Annotated in this window: 18 protein-coding genes; all 18 read right to left on the bottom strand. The window is 61.3% G+C overall.

Annotated features, from left to right (window positions below; all coding sequences use genetic code 11):
• Nucleotides 1-75 precede the first annotated feature (75 nt).
• Entirely contained in the window at nt 76-741 is a 666-nt protein-coding gene (locus KJQ12_RS01455) for a regulatory protein RecX (RefSeq protein ID WP_213483187.1), read from the bottom strand.
• Between the two features lie 109 nt (nt 742-850).
• Nucleotides 851-1,909: a recombinase RecA gene (gene recA / locus KJQ12_RS01460; protein WP_213483188.1), complete on the bottom strand. Its 1,059-nt coding sequence runs from the start codon at nt 1,907-1,909 to the stop codon at nt 851-853.
• A gap of 205 nt (nt 1,910-2,114) precedes the next feature.
• Complete coding sequence (locus tag KJQ12_RS01465) at nt 2,115-3,374, bottom strand: competence/damage-inducible protein A (RefSeq protein ID WP_213483189.1); 1,260 nt, start codon at nt 3,372-3,374, stop codon at nt 2,115-2,117.
• Between the two features lie 242 nt (nt 3,375-3,616).
• Nucleotides 3,617-4,192 carry a CDP-diacylglycerol--glycerol-3-phosphate 3-phosphatidyltransferase gene (gene pgsA, locus KJQ12_RS01470; protein ID WP_213483190.1) on the bottom strand — a complete coding sequence of 192 codons (576 nt, stop codon included), beginning with the start codon at nt 4,190-4,192 and terminating at the stop codon, nt 3,617-3,619.
• On the bottom strand, nt 4,189-5,517 hold the full coding sequence (gene rimO / locus KJQ12_RS01475) for a 30S ribosomal protein S12 methylthiotransferase RimO (protein ID WP_213483191.1): 1,329 nt from the start codon (nt 5,515-5,517) through the stop codon (nt 4,189-4,191). Before rimO ends, pgsA begins: the two co-directional genes overlap by 4 nt.
• A 127-nt stretch (nt 5,518-5,644) precedes the next feature.
• A complete protein-coding gene (locus KJQ12_RS01480; protein WP_213483192.1) occupies nt 5,645-6,139 on the bottom strand; it encodes a YajQ family cyclic di-GMP-binding protein in 495 nt (164 codons plus the stop codon).
• Between the two features lie 126 nt (nt 6,140-6,265).
• Entirely contained in the window at nt 6,266-6,427 is a 162-nt protein-coding gene (locus tag KJQ12_RS01485) for a hypothetical protein (RefSeq protein WP_213483193.1), read from the bottom strand.
• An 83-nt stretch (nt 6,428-6,510) separates the two neighbouring features.
• Entirely contained in the window at nt 6,511-7,425 is a 915-nt protein-coding gene (locus KJQ12_RS01490) for a helix-turn-helix domain-containing protein (RefSeq protein WP_213483194.1), read from the bottom strand.
• 24 nt (nt 7,426-7,449) lie between these two features.
• Nucleotides 7,450-8,217, bottom strand: a complete 768-nt coding sequence (locus KJQ12_RS01495; RefSeq protein WP_213483195.1) for a DUF3388 domain-containing protein — start codon at nt 8,215-8,217, stop codon at nt 7,450-7,452.
• Between the two features lie 124 nt (nt 8,218-8,341).
• A complete protein-coding gene (locus KJQ12_RS01500) occupies nt 8,342-8,596 on the bottom strand; it encodes a DUF3243 domain-containing protein (RefSeq protein ID WP_213483196.1) in 255 nt (84 codons plus the stop codon).
• A 118-nt stretch (nt 8,597-8,714) separates the two neighbouring features.
• Nucleotides 8,715-9,461: an elongation factor P 5-aminopentanone reductase gene (gene ymfI / locus KJQ12_RS01505; RefSeq protein WP_213483197.1), complete on the bottom strand. Its 747-nt coding sequence runs from the start codon at nt 9,459-9,461 to the stop codon at nt 8,715-8,717.
• Entirely contained in the window at nt 9,458-10,741 is a 1,284-nt protein-coding gene (yfmH, locus tag KJQ12_RS01510) for an EF-P 5-aminopentanol modification-associated protein YfmH (RefSeq protein ID WP_213483198.1), read from the bottom strand. Before yfmH ends, ymfI begins: the two co-directional genes overlap by 4 nt.
• A gap of 2 nt (nt 10,742-10,743) precedes the next feature.
• Nucleotides 10,744-12,027 (bottom strand): EF-P 5-aminopentanol modification-associated protein YfmF, encoded by a 1,284-nt coding sequence (gene yfmF / locus KJQ12_RS01515; protein ID WP_213483199.1) that lies wholly within the window; start codon nt 12,025-12,027, stop codon nt 10,744-10,746.
• Nucleotides 12,028-12,129: 102 nt separating this feature from the next.
• On the bottom strand, nt 12,130-12,906 hold the full coding sequence (gene sleB / locus KJQ12_RS01520; RefSeq protein WP_213483200.1) for a spore cortex-lytic enzyme: 777 nt from the start codon (nt 12,904-12,906) through the stop codon (nt 12,130-12,132).
• Nucleotides 12,907-13,059: 153 nt separating this feature from the next.
• A complete protein-coding gene (locus KJQ12_RS19490) occupies nt 13,060-15,690 on the bottom strand; it encodes a DNA translocase FtsK (protein WP_244860360.1) in 2,631 nt (876 codons plus the stop codon).
• 82 nt (nt 15,691-15,772) lie between these two features.
• On the bottom strand, nt 15,773-15,994 hold the full coding sequence (locus tag KJQ12_RS01530; RefSeq protein ID WP_015254907.1) for a YlzJ-like family protein: 222 nt from the start codon (nt 15,992-15,994) through the stop codon (nt 15,773-15,775).
• Nucleotides 15,991-16,749 (bottom strand): ClpP family protease, encoded by a 759-nt coding sequence (locus KJQ12_RS01535; protein ID WP_280529239.1) that lies wholly within the window; start codon nt 16,747-16,749, stop codon nt 15,991-15,993. The genes KJQ12_RS01530 and KJQ12_RS01535 overlap by 4 nt, the downstream gene beginning before the upstream one ends.
• Nucleotides 16,750-16,874: 125 nt before the next feature.
• The gene (locus KJQ12_RS01540; RefSeq protein WP_213483201.1) at nt 16,875-18,551 is read right to left on the bottom strand and encodes a ribonuclease J; all 1,677 of its coding nucleotides are present in this window, start codon (nt 18,549-18,551) and stop codon (nt 16,875-16,877) included.
• Between the last annotated feature and the right edge of the window lie 131 nt (nt 18,552-18,682).

The raw sequence follows: 18,682 nt of genomic DNA on the forward strand, positions 1-18,682 counted from the left end.
TCAAAAAGTGACATTTTCACAGACGAGTTAAGGTGACATTTTCACAGACGATTGACAGCAATCGCCCGGGCGCCGTCAGTCCCCGTAAAAGCCGTCATCCTCCGCATCCGCCGCCCTGTCTCCGGCCGCGGCGCGGACGGCTTCCCGCACGACGCTTCCGGTATATCCGCGGCGGTACAGAAACTGCGCAAGCTTGCGCGTGCGGTCCCGGAATTCGCCCCGGAGCGAAGGCCATTTCTTGAGCGCCGCCTCGACGGCCGCGCGCCGCTCCGTCTCCGGATCGAGGTTCCGGATCGCCGCATCCGCCTCACCCCGGCTGATGCCTTTCCTCAATAATTCACTCCGGATCAAATTTCTTCCTTTATAATAGCCTTCCGCCCGCACGCGCGCGAACTCCCGCGCATACCGGCTGTCGTCAAGGTAGCCTTCCCGCGCGAGCCGATCCAGCGCCGCCTTCGAGACCTGCTCGGGGAACCCCCGGCGCGACAGGTACAGCGCCAGCTCCTTCCGGGTGCGGCTGCGCCGGCCGAGACTCGCCAGCGCCGCCCCGTAGGCTTCCTGTTCGTGCGCCTCGCGCCCGATTTCGGCCAGCTGTTCCTCATCCAGCTCCGTTCCCTTGAACAGACGATGGCGTATCAGCACATCCTCGTGCACGACGAGCAGCGGCTCGTCTTCCCCATCTCCGTAAATGACGTAGCGGCCTTTCCCGTCCCGTTCGACCGCGCGGATCTTGTGCGGCATGAACGCTCCTCCTCAAGCAAAAACGGCTTGCGCGTCCACAATGGAAGGCGCGCCCGTTTATTTCTTTTAAAGCGACGCGGGCACCTTGGCAGAAGGTGCCCGCGTATCCTTACGCTTCGAAATCGTCTTCGAATTCGTCGTCCTCATCCGGCGAAGCAGCGAAGGCCGACGTTGCCGACGCGCCGATCAGATTGCTGGCGTCGCGGATTTGCTTCTCGATCTTGGCCGCGATGTCGGGACGGTCCTTCAGATATTGCTTCGCGTTCTCCCGGCCCTGGCCGAGCCGTTCGCCTTCGAACGAGAACCATGCCCCGCTCTTCTGGATGATATCCAGCTCCGTGCCGATGTCGATCAGGCTGCCTTCCTTCGAGATGCCTTCGCCGTACATGATGTCGATTTCCGCCTGTTTGAACGGCGGCGCCACCTTGTTCTTCACGACCTTGATGCGCGTCCGGTTGCCGACGAGCTCGTTGCCCATCTTGATCGTCTCGACGCGGCGCACTTCCAGCCGCACGCTCGCGTAGAACTTCAACGCGCGTCCGCCCGGCGTCGTCTCCGGATTGCCGAACATGACGCCGACTTTCTCGCGGAGCTGGTTGATGAAGATCGCGATCGTCTTCGATTTGCTGATCGCGCCGGACAGCTTGCGCAGCGCCTGAGACATGAGCCGGGCCTGGAGGCCGACATGCGAATCGCCCATCTCGCCCTCGATCTCGGCTTTCGGCACGAGCGCCGCAACCGAGTCGATGACGATGATGTCGATGGCGCCGCTGCGCACGAGCGCTTCCGCGATCTCGAGCGCCTGTTCGCCCGTATCGGGCTGCGAGAGCAGCAGCTCGTCGATGTTCACCCCGAGCTTGCTCGCATAGAGCGGGTCGAGCGCATGCTCCGCGTCGATGAACGCGGCTTGTCCGCCGATCTTCTGCACTTCGGCGATCGCATGCAGCGCGACCGTCGTCTTGCCGGACGATTCGGGTCCGTAGATTTCAATGATCCGTCCCCTCGGCATGCCGCCGACGCCAAGGGCAATATCGAGCGCAAGCGAGCCGCTGGGCACGGTCTCGACCGTAAGACCTGCCTGCTCGCCCAGCTTCATGATGGAACCTTTGCCGAATTGTTTCTCAATCTGGCGCAAAGCCATTTCCAACGCCGCACGGCGATCCGACACAATACCACTTCCTTTGCCGTTATGATCCCATATTAAAGCATTTCCGGGCGATTGCCAAGTAGTTTTTCGAACATACATTCGCATTTTTTTCGGTACGGCACGCGGCCCGAAACAGAAAAAGAACCGCAGCAAAGTAATCTTCGCTGCGGTTCTTCCGTCAACTGACACTCATTATATCCGTCGAGGCAAGGCTTGGCAATCCCGTTCACGAATTTTTCACAATTCCGTTCAACCGCTCCCACAGCCGGTACAGCGCATGCTTGGCGGCCCGCAGACGGATGCCGGCCCGGCCGCCCGACAGCTTCAGCTCGTGCACTTCGGTGCGGCCGCCCCGCTCGGCGACGGCGACATAGACGAGGCCGGGCGGCTTCCCCTCCGACGGCGCCGGGCCCGCGACGCCGGTGATCGCGATCGCATAGTCGCTTCCGGCGCGCTCGAGCGTCCGCGCGGCCATCGCCTCGGCCGTCTGCGCGCTGACCGCGCCCGGCGCGTCCGGTCCTTCGAGCAGATCGGCCGGCACGCCGAGCAGATTTCGCTTCATCGCATTCGTATAGACCACGAAGCCGCCGGCGAACGCCTCGCTGCTGCCCGGCACGCTGGTGAGCAGCTCGGCGAGCAGCCCGCCCGTGCAGCTTTCCGCGGCGGCAGCGGTCTTGCCGGAAGCGCGCAGCAAATTGACAACCGTCTGCTCCAGCGGCACATCCTCCCTCGCATACAGATACCGGCCGGCCAGCCGTTCGATGGCTGCCGCCGTTTCGCCGAGCCTGGCCGCCGCCTCCGCTTCGCTTGCCGCTTTCGTCGAAAGCCGGATCGCCACCTCGCCCTCCTTCGCGTACGGCGCGATCGTCGGGTCGGTCTGCCGTTTGATCAGATCGATCAGCAAATCTTCAAGCGCCGACTCGCCGATGCCCGCGAAGCGAAGCGTCATCGAATAGAGCGGACGGCTCTCGCCGAGCTGCCGGAGCAGCCACGCAGTCGCCGGTCCGTCGAACATCGGCTTCATCTCGCCGGGCGGACCGGGAAGCAGCACGTAGTGCGTGCCGTCCGCCGTGAGCGCGTTGCCGACCGCGAGTCCCGTCTCGTTCGGCAGCGGCTCGCTGCCTTCGATCATGAGCGCCTGGCGCCGGTTGCTTTCGATGAGCATCAGCTTGCCCGCCAGCCGCTCCTCGATTTTCTTCAGCGACGGCTCGTGCACAATCAGCTTCCGGCCCAGATAGTCGGCGAGCACGTCTTTCGTCAGATCGTCCTGCGTCGGTCCGAGTCCGCCCGTGAACAGGAGCAGATCCGCCCGGCCCCGCGCCGTCTCGATCGCCTGCCGGATGCGGCCCGCATTGTCGCCGACGACCGTCTGGAAATAAACGTCGATGCCGAGGGCGGCGAGTCCCTGCGAGAGATATTGCGCATTCGTATTGACGATCTGCCCGAGCAGCAGCTCCGTCCCCACGGCGATGATTTCGGCTTTCACCGGTCAAGTCCCCTTTCCGATCAAGCGCCGTCCCCTGCCGGGCGGGCGCAAAGATTCAGCCTGGAATATCAGCCCAACTTCAAGCATATATGGACCCGGGCTTGAAAAGCAACTGCCGGACATGAACCGGCTCAATCGCGCTGCGGACATGCCCGCCTTGATGGACGCATGAAGCAGTTGGTTACATGCGATTATGCGGAAGGGCAGAGACATGCCGCGGTCTCTGCCCTTCCATCCGGCGCTTACTGCACCGGAATGAGATTTTTGTTCTTGACGAAGTAGTCGATGCCCGAGTAGACGGTGATGACGGCCGCCACCCACGTCATCACGATGTCGAACGGAATGCTGACCAGCGCGAACGGAAAATTGTTGAGCAACAGGGCGATGATCATCGTGATCTGCACGCCGGTCTTCCATTTCCCCCAGCGGCTGGCGGCGAGCACTTTCCCTTCGAGCAGGGCGACCTGCCTAAGACCCGTCACGGCGAACTCGCGGCTGATGATGACGATGGCGATCCAGGCGTCGAGTTTGTCCATCTCAACCAGCGAAATGAGCACGGCGGCGACCAATAATTTGTCCGCCAGCGGATCAAGCAGCTTTCCCAGATTCGTCACCAGCTTGTTCTTCCGCGCGATATACCCGTCCAGCCCGTCCGTACTGGCGGCGATGATGAAGATGAGCGCGGCGACGATCTGATTGTAGGTGATCGAAAAGTTCTCGAACTCGATAGGCTCGAAATCGATTCGGGCGAGCAGGAAGAACATGATGATCGGGACCAGGAAGATGCGGGCCAGCGTAATGCGGTTGGCGAGATTCACACCACTCCCTCCCCGGACAGGTCAAACTCGAAGGCATGCGTGATGCGCACGCGCTGAATCGAACCGATCTCCGGACGACACCCGGTGATGAACACTTCGCCGTCCACTTCCGGCGCGTCGTAAGGGGAGCGGCCGACGTAGACGTCGCTCCGCCCGTCGTATCTTTCGACCAGCACGTCAATCACTTGCCCGATCCGCTTGGCGGCGTTCTCCTTCGACACTTGGCGCTGCACTTCCATAAGCGCCGCCGCCCGGTATTCCTTCACGTCATCCGGAATATGGTCCGGCAGCCGCGCCGCCGGCGTATCCTCTTCCTTCGAGTAGGTGAACACGCCGAGCCTGTCGAACTTCATTTCGCGAACGAAATCGCACAGCCGCTCGAAATCTTCCTCCGTCTCGCCCGGAAAGCCCACGATGAGCGACGTGCGGATTGCGGCGTCCGGTATCGCCCCCCGGATCTTCGCGATCAGCTCGCGCGCATCGCGCTGCCGTCCGGGCCTGCGCATCCGCTTCAGAATGAGATCCTCGCTGTGCTGCAGCGGGATGTCAAAGTAGTTGCAGATCTTCGGGTTGGAAGCGAACGTCTCGATCAACTCGTCCGTGAAAAATCCCGGATAGGCGTAATGGAGCCGCACCCAGGCGATGCCTTCGACTTCGCTGACGCGGTTCAGCAATTCGGGCAGCTTGAACGTGCCGTACAAATCCGTGCCGTAGTTGGTGGAATCCTGGGCGATGAGGCAGATTTCCTTCACGCCCTGCGCTGCGAGCGACTCCACTTCGCGGACGATCGACTCGATCGAGCGGCTGCGGAACTTGCCGCGCATCAGCGGAATGCTGCAGAACGTGCAGGCGTTGTCGCATCCTTCCGCAATTTTCACATATGCGGTATAGCGCGGCGTCATGACCCGGCGCGGCAGCGCCTGATCGTAGTCGAAAGCCGGGTGCCCCACCCGCACCGGCTTCTTCCCGCCGAGCGCATCGGCCACGATATCGGCGATATGATGGAAATCGCCCGTGCCGACGATGCCGTCGATCTCGGGCATCTCTTTCATCAATTCTTCCTTGTACCGCTGCGTCAGGCAGCCCGAAACGATGAGCGCCTTCAGCCTTCCCGTCTCCTTCAGTTCGGCCAGTTCGAGAATCGTGTTCACCGATTCTTCTTTCGCCGCGTCAATGAAACCGCATGTATTCACGATAACGACCGTCGCGTCTTCCGGACGGTCGACCAGTTCATAACCGCGCTCATGCACCAGGCCGGACATAATCTCCGAATCGACGAGGTTTTTGTCGCAGCCGAGCGTGACAACGCTCACTCTCTCTCTCATGCAGCATCCTCCATACCGTACCCGTAGGCTGTCCAATTCAGTATAATATACCGATAAAACGGCTGTCAAAAGCGGCAAAACCCGTCACCGCCGCTTGCTGGCGCGGCCGGACGGGCTTGACCTGGCATCAGGAGCGATAGTTGGTGAACTGGAGTTCTACGCCGACATCAGCGGCTTTCAGCATGCGGATGACCGCTTGCAGATCGTCGCGGCTCTTGCCCGAGACGCGGATCTGATCGCCCTGGATCTGGCTTTTCACCTTCAGCTTCGAATCGCGGATCATCGTATTGATCTTTTTCGCCGCATTCTGGTCGATTCCCTGTTTCAGCCTGATCCGCTGCCGGACGGTGCTGAGGGCGGCCGGCTCGATCTTGCCGTATTCCAGATTGCGGATCGGCACGCCGCGCTTTACCATCTTGCCCTGCAAAATGTCGATGACGCTCTTCAGCTTGTATTCGTCATCCGATACGACGACGAGCTCGTCTTTCTCGATCGTGATGCTGCTCTTCGAGCCCTTGAAGTCAAAGCGGGTCTCGATTTCCTTCTCCGCCTGCCGGACGGCGTTGGTGAGCTCCTGCATGTCCACCTTCGAGACGATATCGAACGATGCCTCCGAAGCCATCGGCCGCACTCCTTCCATCTTGTTCCGGTATCTGCTTAACAGCATACCACGTTGCAAGACAAGACGGAAGCCGCCCGGCTGCGGTTTGCAGCCGGGCGGCCAATTTTCGCTGCTGTGCCGGCGGGCCTAACGTTCGCGCGCCGGGTTTCTGAACATGTCGAGAATGCCGAGCACGATATGGGCAAGTCCGAATCCGAGGATGCCGTATCCCCATGCGTTCGGAATGAGATACCAGCCGAGCAAGCTGACGACAACGCCGAGTCCGGTGACGATCCAGCTTGTGGACATGAGATCCGCCTCATTTCGTATGGATTGACGTCTGATGCCGTCAGTGTGCCCGGACACCGCAGAAATTATGCAAGTTGCGCGGCTCACGCCCCCGGAATGCCGGCCGCGCCTTCCGTCTCCGGTACGATGAGAAACCGCCGGACGTTGTCGTCGCCGTCCGGCAGCACGACGCCGTCGATCCGGATTTCAACGCTTCGTGTCGAGCCGATGTTCAGGAATACCGGTCCCGAGAGCTCGTACGTCACGACGGAGGGACCTTTCTCTTCCTTATAGTGAATCTTCTCGCCGTTCCGGTCGCCTGTCCGGATTTCGACCCAGCTTCGTTTGCCGTCCGCCACTTCAACCTCGTAGCGATGGGTGTCGCCGGGCGCGACCGCATACCGTTCGACACTCCCGGATTTCTCGAGGAAGGTAAGCGTCGTCTGCTGCACATCCGGCTCATCCGGAATGACCGGTGTGTCCGAACCCGCCTCCCCGTTTGCTCCCGTGACGTCCGTCTCCTGTCCCCCCGTCGAGTCTGCAGCGTCTTCCGTCTCGCCCGTTCCCGCATCGATATTGTCGGTAATCGGCGTCTCGTTGTCCGCCGTTTTCTTGTCGCTTCCGTCCTGCTGGTTCACCACGTAGGTGTAAATGACCGCCGCAATAAGCAGCAGGAACGACCACATGAGGACGCGAAACCCCCATTTGCTCCACCGGTCCGATGAACGGACCGAAGCGCGCCGGGGCTTGACGACAGGCTGCTCAACCGCCGCATCCGCCTCCGGCTCCGGAAGCTCCCGCTCAAAGAGGCGACACACTTCTTCTGCATCAAGGCCGACCGTCTCCGCATAGTTTTTGACGAAAGCGCGGGCGTAGAATGTGCCGGGCAAAACCTTGTAGTCGCCTTCTTCAATTGCTTCGAGATAACGTTTCCGAATCTTGGTGATGTCCTGCACATCATCCAGCGAGTAGCCTCGCTCCTCGCGGGCTTTGCGGAGCAGTTTGCCCAGTTCAGACAACTTGCACACCTCCAGGGGACTTGTTTAAAGGTCGTCCAGGAAATCCGGGCTGAACGATTCGTATGTAATCTCCTCATCCGGCGAATTGCGGAGTTCAATGATGCAATCGAACTTGCTCGGGTCAAAGCCTGTTTCCCTTACGAAAATATCGGGATGCTCGATGACCTTCGTGCAGGGCATGGCCATGATCTCTTTCAGCAGCGCGTCATGCCGTTCGTTCGAACGCATTGTGCTGACAATGCCGTCGATGATGAAAATATTGCTTTCATTCCGTTCTTCCGCGGACAACTGGCTGCGGACGGTCTGCCGCAGCATCGTGGAAGACAGGAAGGTCCAACGTTTGTTGGCGCAGACGCTTCCGGCAATGATCGATTCGGTCTTGCCGACGCGCGGCATGCCCCTCAGTCCGATCACCTGATGGCCTTCCCGCTTGAACAATTCGCCGAGAAAATCGACCAGCAGACCCAACTCATCGCGGATGAACCGGAACGTCTTCCGATCGTCGGAATCCCTTTCAATGTATCGGCCGTGCCGGATCGCCAATATGTCGACCAGCTTCGGAGGGCGCAGCGCATTGACGGTGATGCTGTCGACCTTCTTGAGCAGATTGCCGAGCAGCATGATTTTCTCGTCATCGTCCGTCTGCAGCAGCATGCCGCGCGTCCGGTCTTCGACGCCGTTGATCGTCAGAATGTTCACTTCCAGCATGCCGAGCAGCGAGGCGATATCGCCGAGCAGACCGGGGCGGTTCTTGTGAATCTTGTACTCCATGTACCATTGCTTCAGTCCCAAAACTTGAACCCTCCGGCCTAAGGATTTTCTATTCTTTTTCTACAATTCCCGTCAAATTCCTGCACGAATGAAGAAGATCGCAGGAAAAGCCTCCGAGCTGTCTGGAGGCTTCCCACGACCGAAATTATGCGTTCTTCTCCGCAAGCTTCACCATCATGCGCGCGATCGCTTTTCGTTCTTCGGTGTCGCCGACGTCCCAAAGTTCCTTGAGCACGCGCTCTTCGTCATTCTTCGGGTCTACTTTCTCGTCGAGGAACTCGCCGATTTCGAATGCGAGTTTGCTGATCGTCTCTTCGCTCAGCCCCATTTGTTTGGCCGACTTGACGCGCTCGCCGAGAAAATGTTTCCAATGATCAAATTTGGTCAATACCGTCGACATGCTTTCTGCCTCCTTCATCAGCGTTGTGCGACAAGCATGGTCAACGGTAGTAGTTTGGGCGAGGCCCGCTACAATTATTCGACGATATAAGAGCGGGAAAAGTTTCAACCGCTTCGGCTCAAGTCAGCCAGCCGCCGTTCGGGCTGATGACCTGTCCGGTAATGTAGCCCGACTCCGGCGATGCCAGGAAACGGATCAGCGAAGCGATTTCTTCCGGCCTGGCGAGGCGGCCGGCCGGAATTTCCGCGCGAAGCGCGGCGAGTTCCGCTTCGCTGAAATCCCTCATCATGTCCGTCTCGACGGCGCCCGGCGCGACGGCGTTCACCGTGACGCCGGACGGCGCCAGCTCCTTCGCCAGCGCCTTCGTGAAGGCGTTCACGCCGCCTTTCGTCAGCGAATAGAGCACTTCGCACGAGGCGCCGGCAATCCCCCAGACGGAGGAAACATTAATGATCCGGCCGTAACGCCGCCTAACCATTGCCGGCGCCAGCAGCTGCGTGAGACGGAACATGCCTTTGAGATTGACGCCGACGACATTCTCCCAATCCTGTTCCGTGACATCGGTGAACAGGCCGTAATGGGATACGCCGGCGTTGTTGACGAGAATGTCGGGCGAAAGGCCCGCTGCATCCAGCTTCGCTTTAAACCGCTCCAATTCCGCGAAGTTTCGGAGATCCGCCGCCGCCACCATCACGTTCGCGCCGCGGCGCTCGCACTCGCGCGCCGTCGCTTCGGCCTGATCCCGCGCGGCATGATAATGAACGACGATGTTCATGCCTTGTTCCGCCAGCAGCACCGCCGCGGCGGCGCCGATGCCCCGGCTCGCCCCGGTCACCAGCGCCGTCATGTTCTTCCGCGGGTTCATGCCTTGCGGCTCCGGACGATCGAAACCGCCATCCGGTTCCAGTCGAAATGCGCGCGCAGCCGCTCCTCGGCTTCCCCGATCCCGATGTCCCGGTACAGCTCCGGAAGCCGGAACAGATTGCCGCCGCGGAGATTCCAGCGCAAATATTCGTTCGCGGCAGACTCCGGCCGATCGAGCATCCGCAGCAGCGCGCCGATCCGCTTCCGCTTCGCCCGCTCGAACCGCGCCGGATCGAGCCCCTCTGCCTTCGCGCGCTCGATCGCCTCGCGGATCCGCGCAAGCAGCGCGTCGGGGTCGCGGGTCTCCCCGCCGATGACCGAGAACGCGTATTCCGGCGTGCAATTGTATTCGCTGCCGAACGAATCCGAGATGAGCTGATCGTCATAGAGCGACTGGTACAGCTCGGAACTCGGGCCGATAAGCGCTTCGAACATCAGCTTCGTCGCCGCTTCCCGGCGCATCAGGCCGTCCGCGTCGCGGACGAGGTCCGTCTCCTTGAATCCGATCATGCATTTCGGCAGCGATACCGGAAGCTCCCGCTCGACGCGCGGCGATCCGACTTCCGGCGGCTCGGCGTCGAACAGCCGGCTGATTTCCGGCGCGGGCGCAAACGACTTCTTCGCCTGGTTCTCGCGGACGAGCCGGATCACGTCTTCGGGATCGGCTCCGCCCGCCACGACGAGCGTCATGTTGGACGGATGATAGAACGTTTCGTAGCAGCGGTACAACGTCTCCTTGTCAATGCGCCGGATCGATTCCGCCGTGCCGGCAATGTCGATGCGGACGGGATGACGTTGATAGAGGGCGCCGATCAGGCCGAAATATACCTGCCAGTCCGGGTTGTCCCGGTACATGTTGATTTCCTGCTCGATGATGCCCTTCTCTTTCTCGACGTTCTCATCGGTGAAGTAAGGACGCTGGACGAAATCGAGGAGCGTCTCCAGATTTTCCGGAATCTGTCCCGCGGCGGTAAACAGATAGACGGTGCGGTCGAAACTGGTGAACGCATTGGCCGACGCGCCCTGTTTCGCAAATTTCGCGAAAATGTCCCCATCCGGCTCCTCGAACATTTTATGCTCCAGAAAATGCGCAATGCCGTCCGGCACCCGGATCTCTTCCCCGTTCACCGCGAAACGGTTGTCGACCGAGCCGTAACGGGTTGCGAACACGGCGTATGTCTTGCTGCAGCCGGCCTTCGGCAGCACGTGGACTTCGAGGCCGTTCGGCAGCTTCTCCCGCACGACCGTCTCGTCCACGTCCGGATAATGCCTTTCCTCCACCGTCACTCCTCCTTCCCGTCCCGCAGGAAATAGATCATATCGAGTTTCACCCGTTCGGCAACGCGCACGATATCGTCCCGGGTAACCGCTTCGATCTGCCGGATCAGTTCGTCCGCATCCCGGCTGCGGCCCGACAGGACGCCGTTGAAATGGAAGGCGATCATCTCCGGTGCGGAGTCCCTCAACTCCCGCAGCTGGCCTGTGATCATGGCGCGTGTCTGCGACAGTTCAAGCTCACTGATGTCGCCCCGTGCCATCGCGTCCAGCTGCTCGCGTATGATGGCGGACGCCCGCTCGAAATTGGCAATCTCGATGCCGGATTGAATCGTCAGGATGCCCTTGTGCCCGTCATAGCGGGAAGCGGCGTAATAGGCGAGGCTGGCGCGCTCGCGCACGTTGATGAACAGTTTCGAATGCGGAAAGGCGCCGAGAATGCCGTTGTACATGAGCGCCGCCGGATAGTCGTCATCCGCGTAGCGGACGCCTATGCGCAATCCCATGTTCAGCTTGCCCTGGGTGACGTCCATCCGCTCGACGACGGTCTTGACTTCGCCCGCCGATCCGCAATCCGCGGGCTTGGGGTACGTTCCCGGCGCGCCGTCCGGCAGCCGGAACGATTCGGCGGCGAGGGCGGACGCTTCGTCAAGCGTCGTGTCGCCGGTTACGTACAGATCGAAGGATGCCCGCTTCAGCCATTCTGCGTAATAGGCGTGCAGCGTCTCCGGCGTCAGCCGCGGCAAATCTTCGATTTTCCCCAAGGCGTTGAGACGGTAGGCCTCGCCGGCGCACATTTCTTCGATACAGCGTTCCGCCGCATAGCGGATCTTGTCGTTGACGATGGCTTCCAGACGCTTCCGGACCGTCGTCTTCTCCGTGTCGACGTAATTCGGCAGGAATGCGCCGTTCTCAAGCGCCGGCTGTGTCACGACCTCGCCGAGCAGCCGCATGCCGGCCGCAAGCAGCGATTCCCCCGCGCCGCGGGCGAAGCGATCCTGCAGCACTTCCAGCTGAAAGACGATGACGTGCGAATCGCCGCGCTTCATGACGTCGAAGCCGAATCCGGCGCCGTACAAATCGTCCAGCCGCTCGCGAAACGCCCGCGTCTCGGGCGTGGCGGCCGTCCCGCGCCGCAGCACGAACGGCAACAGCGCCGTCCGCGTCACGTCCGCGTCGCTCAGCGGAACGCCCGCATACAGCGTGAACTGGTACGTCTTGAACCGTTTCGTGGGCATGACATGCAGCCGGATCCGTCCCGACTGTCCCTGTTCAAACCATGGTCCGGTCAACCGGTTCAGCTCCTTCCATCGGATGGAAACCCCGTTGTTCCCCTTCATTCTACCCGATCGCAAAAGGAAGAAGCAACCTGACACAAGGCTGCTTCCCGCACGCTACATGCAGAAAATATGCTTCCCGATTCGTTTCACCTGCGGCCGCGTCCAAATCCATTTCGATGTCGCGGTCTCCGGGTTGAAATAGTACAGGCAGCCGCCCGTCGGATCCCATCCGTTGGCGGCGTCGATCACCGCCTTGCGGGCCGTCTCGTTCGGCGTCAGCCAGATCTGGCCGTCGGCAACGGCGGTGAAAGCGCCGGGCTGGAAAATGACGCCCGACACGGTGTCCGGGAAATTCGGAGACTTGACGCGGTTCAGAATGACCGCCGCCACGGCCACCTGCCCTTCGTACGGTTCGCCGCGCGCTTCCCCGTACACGGCGTTGGCCATCAGGCGAATGTCGTTTTCGGACAAGTTGTGCGTCTTCGCCAGATTCGCGCTTCCCCCGCCGCCGGTTGCGGCGCCTCCCCCTCCGCCTCCGCCGGTCTTCGGCTTGTCGGCTTCCGTAGGCCTCCAGTTCTTGGTCGCTTCCCACAGCTTCAGCTTCGTCTTCGGACCGACGATGCCGTCCGCTTTGAGGCCGAACTTCCATTGAAACCAGGTGACCGCATTCTTCGTTTTCTGGTCGAACGTGCCGGTGATCTCGCCGTCATAATAGCCGAGGTAGCGGAGCCGACCTTGCAGTTCCACGACATCCTTGCCGGTGAAGCCGACGGTCAGCACCGCGTCGCTGAACACGTCATCGGATATCCCGCCGCCGAACTGCCTGAGGGTATAGGCTCCGAATACGAGGCATACGATGACGATGGTCGCTGCCAGCAGTCGTATTTTCATCCTGTCCGACTCCGCCTTTCTGTCGCATGGTGGATTCGCCTCTAGTATGGTTTAGCCGCTGGAACCCTATGCAGGAATTGACGGTCCGGACGAAACAGGCGGCGCCGGGCTGAAGCAGCCCGGCGCCGGATGCGCGCATATCGGCTATGAAGTTCAGGATGAGATCTGTCCGGGCGGATACTGCCCTTCGGAAATGAGCACCTCGCGCGGTTTACTGCCCTCGTACGGGCCGACGATGCCGCGCGCCTCCATCTGGTCGATGAGCCGGGCGGCCCGCGCGTACCCGATGCGCATCCGCCGCTGCAGCAGCGAGACGGAAGCCTGCTTCGCCTCGATCACGACCTGCACCGCCTGATCGAACAGCTCGTCCAGGTCGTCATCCGCCTCCTGCGGCTCGTCGTCGACCTCGGGCACGAGGTCTTCCTTGTACTCGGCCTGCGCCTGATCGCGGGCGAACTGGACGACGGCCTCGACTTCCTGATCGGATAGGAACGCGCCCTGCACGCGGATCGGTTTCGACATGCCGACCGGCAGGAAGAGCATGTCGCCGCGGCCGAGCAGCTTCTCCGCCCCGGCCATGTCGAGAATCGTGCGCGAGTCGACCTGCGACGAGACGCCGAAGGCGATCCGGGAAGGAATGTTCGCCTTGATGACGCCGGTGATGACGTCAACGGACGGACGCTGCGTCGCGATGATGAGATGGATGCCCGCAGCGCGCGCCATCTGCGCGAGCCGCGTAATCGCGTCTTCGACGTCGCTTGCGGCGACCATCATCAGGTCGGCGAGCTCGTCGACGATGACGACGATGTACGGCAGACGCGCTTCCGGATTGTCCTTCATCTGCGCGTTGTACCCTTCGATGTTGCGGGTGCCCGTCTTCGAGAACGCTTCGTACCGTTTCTCCATCTCGACGACGATCTTCTTCAGCGCGAGGGAAGCGCGCCGCGGGTCGGTGACGACCGGCGCGAGCAGGTGCGGGATGCCGTTGTAAACGTTCAGCTCGACCATTTTCGGGTCGACCATCAGAAATTTCACTTCGTCCGGTGCCGCTTTGTACAGAATGCTCGTAATGATGCCGTTGATGCACACCGACTTGCCGGAGCCGGTCGCGCCAGCGACGAGCAGATGCGGCATGCGCGCCAGATCGGCGACGATCGGCTGGCCGGAGATGTCCCGGCCGAGAGCGACGGACAGCTTCGACGCCGCGTTCTGGAATACGGGCGATTCCATCACTTCGCGAAGCGTCACCGTCGCCACTTCGGTGTTCGGCACCTCGATGCCGATCGCCGACTTGCCGGGGATCGGCGCCTCCATGCGGATGTCCTTCGCCGCGAGCGCCAGCGCGATGTCGTCCGTCAGGCTGACGATCCGGCTCACCTTCACGCCGGCGGCCGGCTGCACCTCGTAGCGGGTGACGGCCGGTCCGCGCACGACGTCCAGCACCGTCGCCTTCACGCCGAAGCTTTCCAGCGTCGCCTCCAGCTTGCGCCTCGCTTCGCCGTGATCGGAGGCGCTGTGCTTGCCGGGCTGCGGCCGCGACAGCAGCGACAGCGGCGGCAGCAGATAAGGCCGCGACGGTTTCGGCGGCAGGGCGTCCGCATCTTCGGTATCGCCGGTCTCTTCGCTGTTCTCCCGTTTCACGCCGATCCGGACGACCGGCGAGGCGGGCGCAGCCGCCCCCGGAGCTTCCTCGGCCGCATCCGTCCCATCTCCGGCATCCGCTTCCGGTTCAACCGGATCGACCGGGTCCTCCTGCCGCAGCGGTTCAGGCTGCCACGGTTCCCGGCCGGCCGTTCCCGCTTCCTCCGACGCTTCCGGCTCCGGCTGAATGCCTTGGACCGGTTCGAGCGGGTTCAACTCGCCGGGCATCGCGACCGCCGCGTCCGCAGCCTCCGGATTCCCGTGTTCCGGTTCAGCCGGGGAGGCGTCTTCCTCCTTACGCCCGGCATCGCTCCGCCAAGGGAAGAACAACGTTCGGCGGCGCGCGGTCTGCTTGGGCGGCACGAACGAATCATCGTCGTCCATCAGATCCTCATCATCGATCAGAATGAGCGGAGAGCCCGGATCATCGGCTTCGGGCTTGTCCGCCGGCAGTTCGTCCTCGACCTGAACCGGAACCGCCTGCGCGGCGGCCGGCCTGCGTCTGCGGGAATCGGCCAGTTTGAGCCGGATGAGCTGAACGAACCGTCCGATCTGCCTGCGCAGCATGAGCGCAAGTTCGACGTACGATTTTCCTGTCGCCAGCATGATGCCGATGAGCAGCAGCACGACGGTAACGAATTTCGCGCCGAAATTGCCGAACAGAAAAAACAGCAGCGCATAGGCAAGGGCGCCGATATAGCCGCCGCTCAAATTTTTCTCGATAATCGGCATGGCGTAGAACTCGCCGGGCGTCGCCAGCTCGCGGATGTCGCGGGCATGCATCATGATCGCGTTGACCGACACCGGTTCGCCCAGCGGCTTCGTTTTCGCTTCCACGTCGCCCGCCGTGTAGGTCAGCAGCCAGAAAAGCAGAATGAGCGCGATACCGGTCATGCGGGACGACCATCTTGACGGCCATTTGCGCTTGATCATCGTCATGAGTCCCACATAAATGCCGGCAAGCGGCACAACGAAATAAAAATCGCCGAAGAACAACCCGAACAGATTGGCCAGCGCCTGGTCGACCGGCCACCCCTGCCCGGACATGGCGATGACGGACAGCGTGATCAGGAGAATGCCGTAAACTTCATATTTCAAAGCTGAGCCGATAGCGTTTTTCTTCCGTTTGCGCTTCGCCAACATCGGTCACCTCAGAGCGATTATACCATATTGGCGAAGCGCCGGATATTTGTACCGCAAAATGCGGCGAATCGGGACCTGCCGACTAGGGCTGCATGCGGATCAGATTGCCGGGATTGAGCGCCGGGTCGAGATAGGCGTCGAGCGGGCAATCCAGCAGCCGGACGATGCGGCCGCAGCCGTCCCCGACGGGTTCGACTTCCAGCAGCATGCCGCCCGTCCGGATTTCCACGGTTCGCCGCATGCGCTTCGGATCGTCGATGCCGTCAAGCACGATTTCAAGCGGCAGAATCGTATGAAACGTCATTGCAGCGCACCGCCCGTTCCGGCCGGCGGCTTCCGCTGCGCAATCAGCCGGTTCAGCTCGGCCAGCGCGTCGCCGATGCCGCCCACCGCGTCGATCAGCCCGTCCTTCACGGCATCCGGGCCGATGACGGTCGTGCCGATGTCGCGCGTCAGCTCGCCGGTCTTGAACATCAGTTCCTTGAACCGCGCTTCGCTGATCCCGGAATGCGACGTGACAAAACGGACGACCCGCTCCTGCATTTTGTCCAGATATTCGAAGGTCTGCGGCACGCCGATCACCAGACCGTTGAGCCTGATCGGATGAATCGTCATCGTGGCGGTCTCGGCGATGAACGAACGGTCGCCGGCGACGGCGATCGGCACGCCGATCGAATGGCCGCCTCCGAGCACGAGCGTCACTTTCGGCTTCGTCAGCGAAGCGATCATCTCGGCGATCGCAAGCCCGGCCTCGACGTCGCCGCCGACCGTGTTGAGCACGACGAGGATGCCCTCGATCTTCGGGTTTTGCTCCGCGGCGGCAAGCTGCGGAATGAGGTGCTCGTACTTCGTCGTCTTGTTCTGCGGCGGCAGCACGATGTGGCCTTCGATCTGTCCGATGATCGTCATGCAGAAAATGTTCGATTCCGTCTGCGGCACCGTCGTCTGTCCGAGCTGCTGCACCGCCTGGACGGGTCCGGACGCGCGCCCCTGCTCGCCGTCTCCCGGGACCGGCCCCTCCGGCGGATTGACCGGCCCCGTCATGTCGTAAGCTGACATCAGCCCACCCTCCTTCAATTTGGCGCTCCACCTAGTATGAGGCCGGCATGCGGTTTTATGCGCAGCAAAAACCCCGCCATCTGCACAGATGGCGGGGAGATGATCGTTGTCGGCAATGCCGGCCGTCACACTTCCATAATAATCGGAAGAATCATCGGACGGCGGCGGGTCTGCTCGTACAGGAACCTGCCGAGCACATCCTTTACATTCGTCTTGAGCGAAGCCCATTCGTTCACATTGTCGCTCATCAGCTTGTTGAGCGTCTGCGTCACGAGCCGGTTCGCTTCCTCCAGCAAGCCTTCGGATTCCCGCACATAGACGAAACCGCGGGAAATGATATCCGGCCCGGACAGAATCGTGCCGTCCTGCTTGCTCAGCGTGACGACGACGACGAGGATGCCGTCCTGCGACAGCAGCTTCCGGTCGCGGAGCACGATGTTGCCGACGTCGCCGACGCCGAGGCCGTCGATCAGCACGATGCCCGACGGCACCTTGTTGCCCTTGCGGGCAACGCCGTTCTGAATTTCGACCGTATCGCCGTTGTCGAGAATGAAAATGTTCTCGCGCTCGATGCCGACGCTTTCCGCGAGCAGCGCGTGCTGCCTCAGCATCCGGTATTCGCCGTGAATCGGGATGAAATATTTCGGCTTCATCAGGTTGAGCATGAGCTTCAGCTCTTCCTGGCTGCCGTGTCCGGAAACGTGGACGGCCGACGACGCGGTAGGTCCGTAAATGACATTCGCGCCGAGGCGGAACAGCTCGTCGACCGTGCGGCCGACAAACCGCTCGTTGCCCGGAATCGGCGTCGCCGCGATGATGACGGTGTCGCCCGGCAGGATGTCCAACTTCCGGTGAGCCGAACGCGCCATCCGCGTGAGCGCCGACATCGGTTCGCCCTGGCTGCCCGTCGACAGGATGACCACGCGGTCGGCGGCCATCTTCCCGACTTCCTCCGGCTCAATCAGCATGCCTTCCGGAATGTGCAGGTAGCCGAGCTCCGAAGCGATCGACACCACGTTCACCATGCTGCGTCCGATGACCGTCAGCTTGCGCTTCGTCGCCATGGCGGCATTGATAACCTGTTGAATGCGGTGCACGTTCGAAGCGAACGTCGCGACGACGACGCGCTGTTTCGCTTTGCGGAAAATATCTTCAAGCTCCTGCCCCACCTTGCTTTCCGAAGGGGTGAAACCCGGCCGTTCGGCGTTCGTGCTGTCGGACAGGAGCGCCAGCACGCCGCGCTTTCCGATCTCGGCCATCCGCTGCAGATCGGCGAATTGCCCGTTCACCGGCGTGTGATCGAACTTGAAGTCGCCGGTGTGGACGACGACGCCTTCCGGCGTGTCGAGGCAGATGCCGACCGAATCCGGAATGCTGTGGTTCGTGCGGAAGAACGACGCTTTGATCGATCCGAGCTGAACGACCGAATCGGCGTTGATCAAGATCCGCTTCGTCTCGCCGAGCAGACCGGCTTCCTTCAGCTTCACCTCGATCAATCCGAGCGTCAGCTTCGTGCCGTACACCGGCACATTGAGATGTTTCAGCACGTAAGGCAGTCCGCCGATGTGATCTTCGTGGCCGTGCGTTATCAGGATGCCGCGCACCTTGTCGCGGTTCTCCGTCAAGTACGTGATATCGGGGATGACGATGTCAACCCCCAGCATATCCTCTTCGGGAAATTTCAACCCCGAATCCACAACGACAATGTCGTTCCCGTACTGGACGACATACATGTTCTTCCCGATCTCGCCGACGCCGCCCAATGCAAAAATTAGCAGCTTATCCTGGTTCTTCTTTGACAATGGAATTTCGTACCTCCCGTAACTGTTGGACGTCGATCCAAACGCTATTGATTTTTCAAAGATTTTCCGATCCCGATCACTTGTAACCCATTATACATGATGCCGGAGGCGCCACACAAGTTGACCCCCGG

Source organism: Thermobacillus xylanilyticus (genome assembly GCF_907165215.1).
GTDB lineage: Bacteria > Bacillota > Bacilli > Paenibacillales > Paenibacillaceae > Thermobacillus > Thermobacillus xylanilyticus.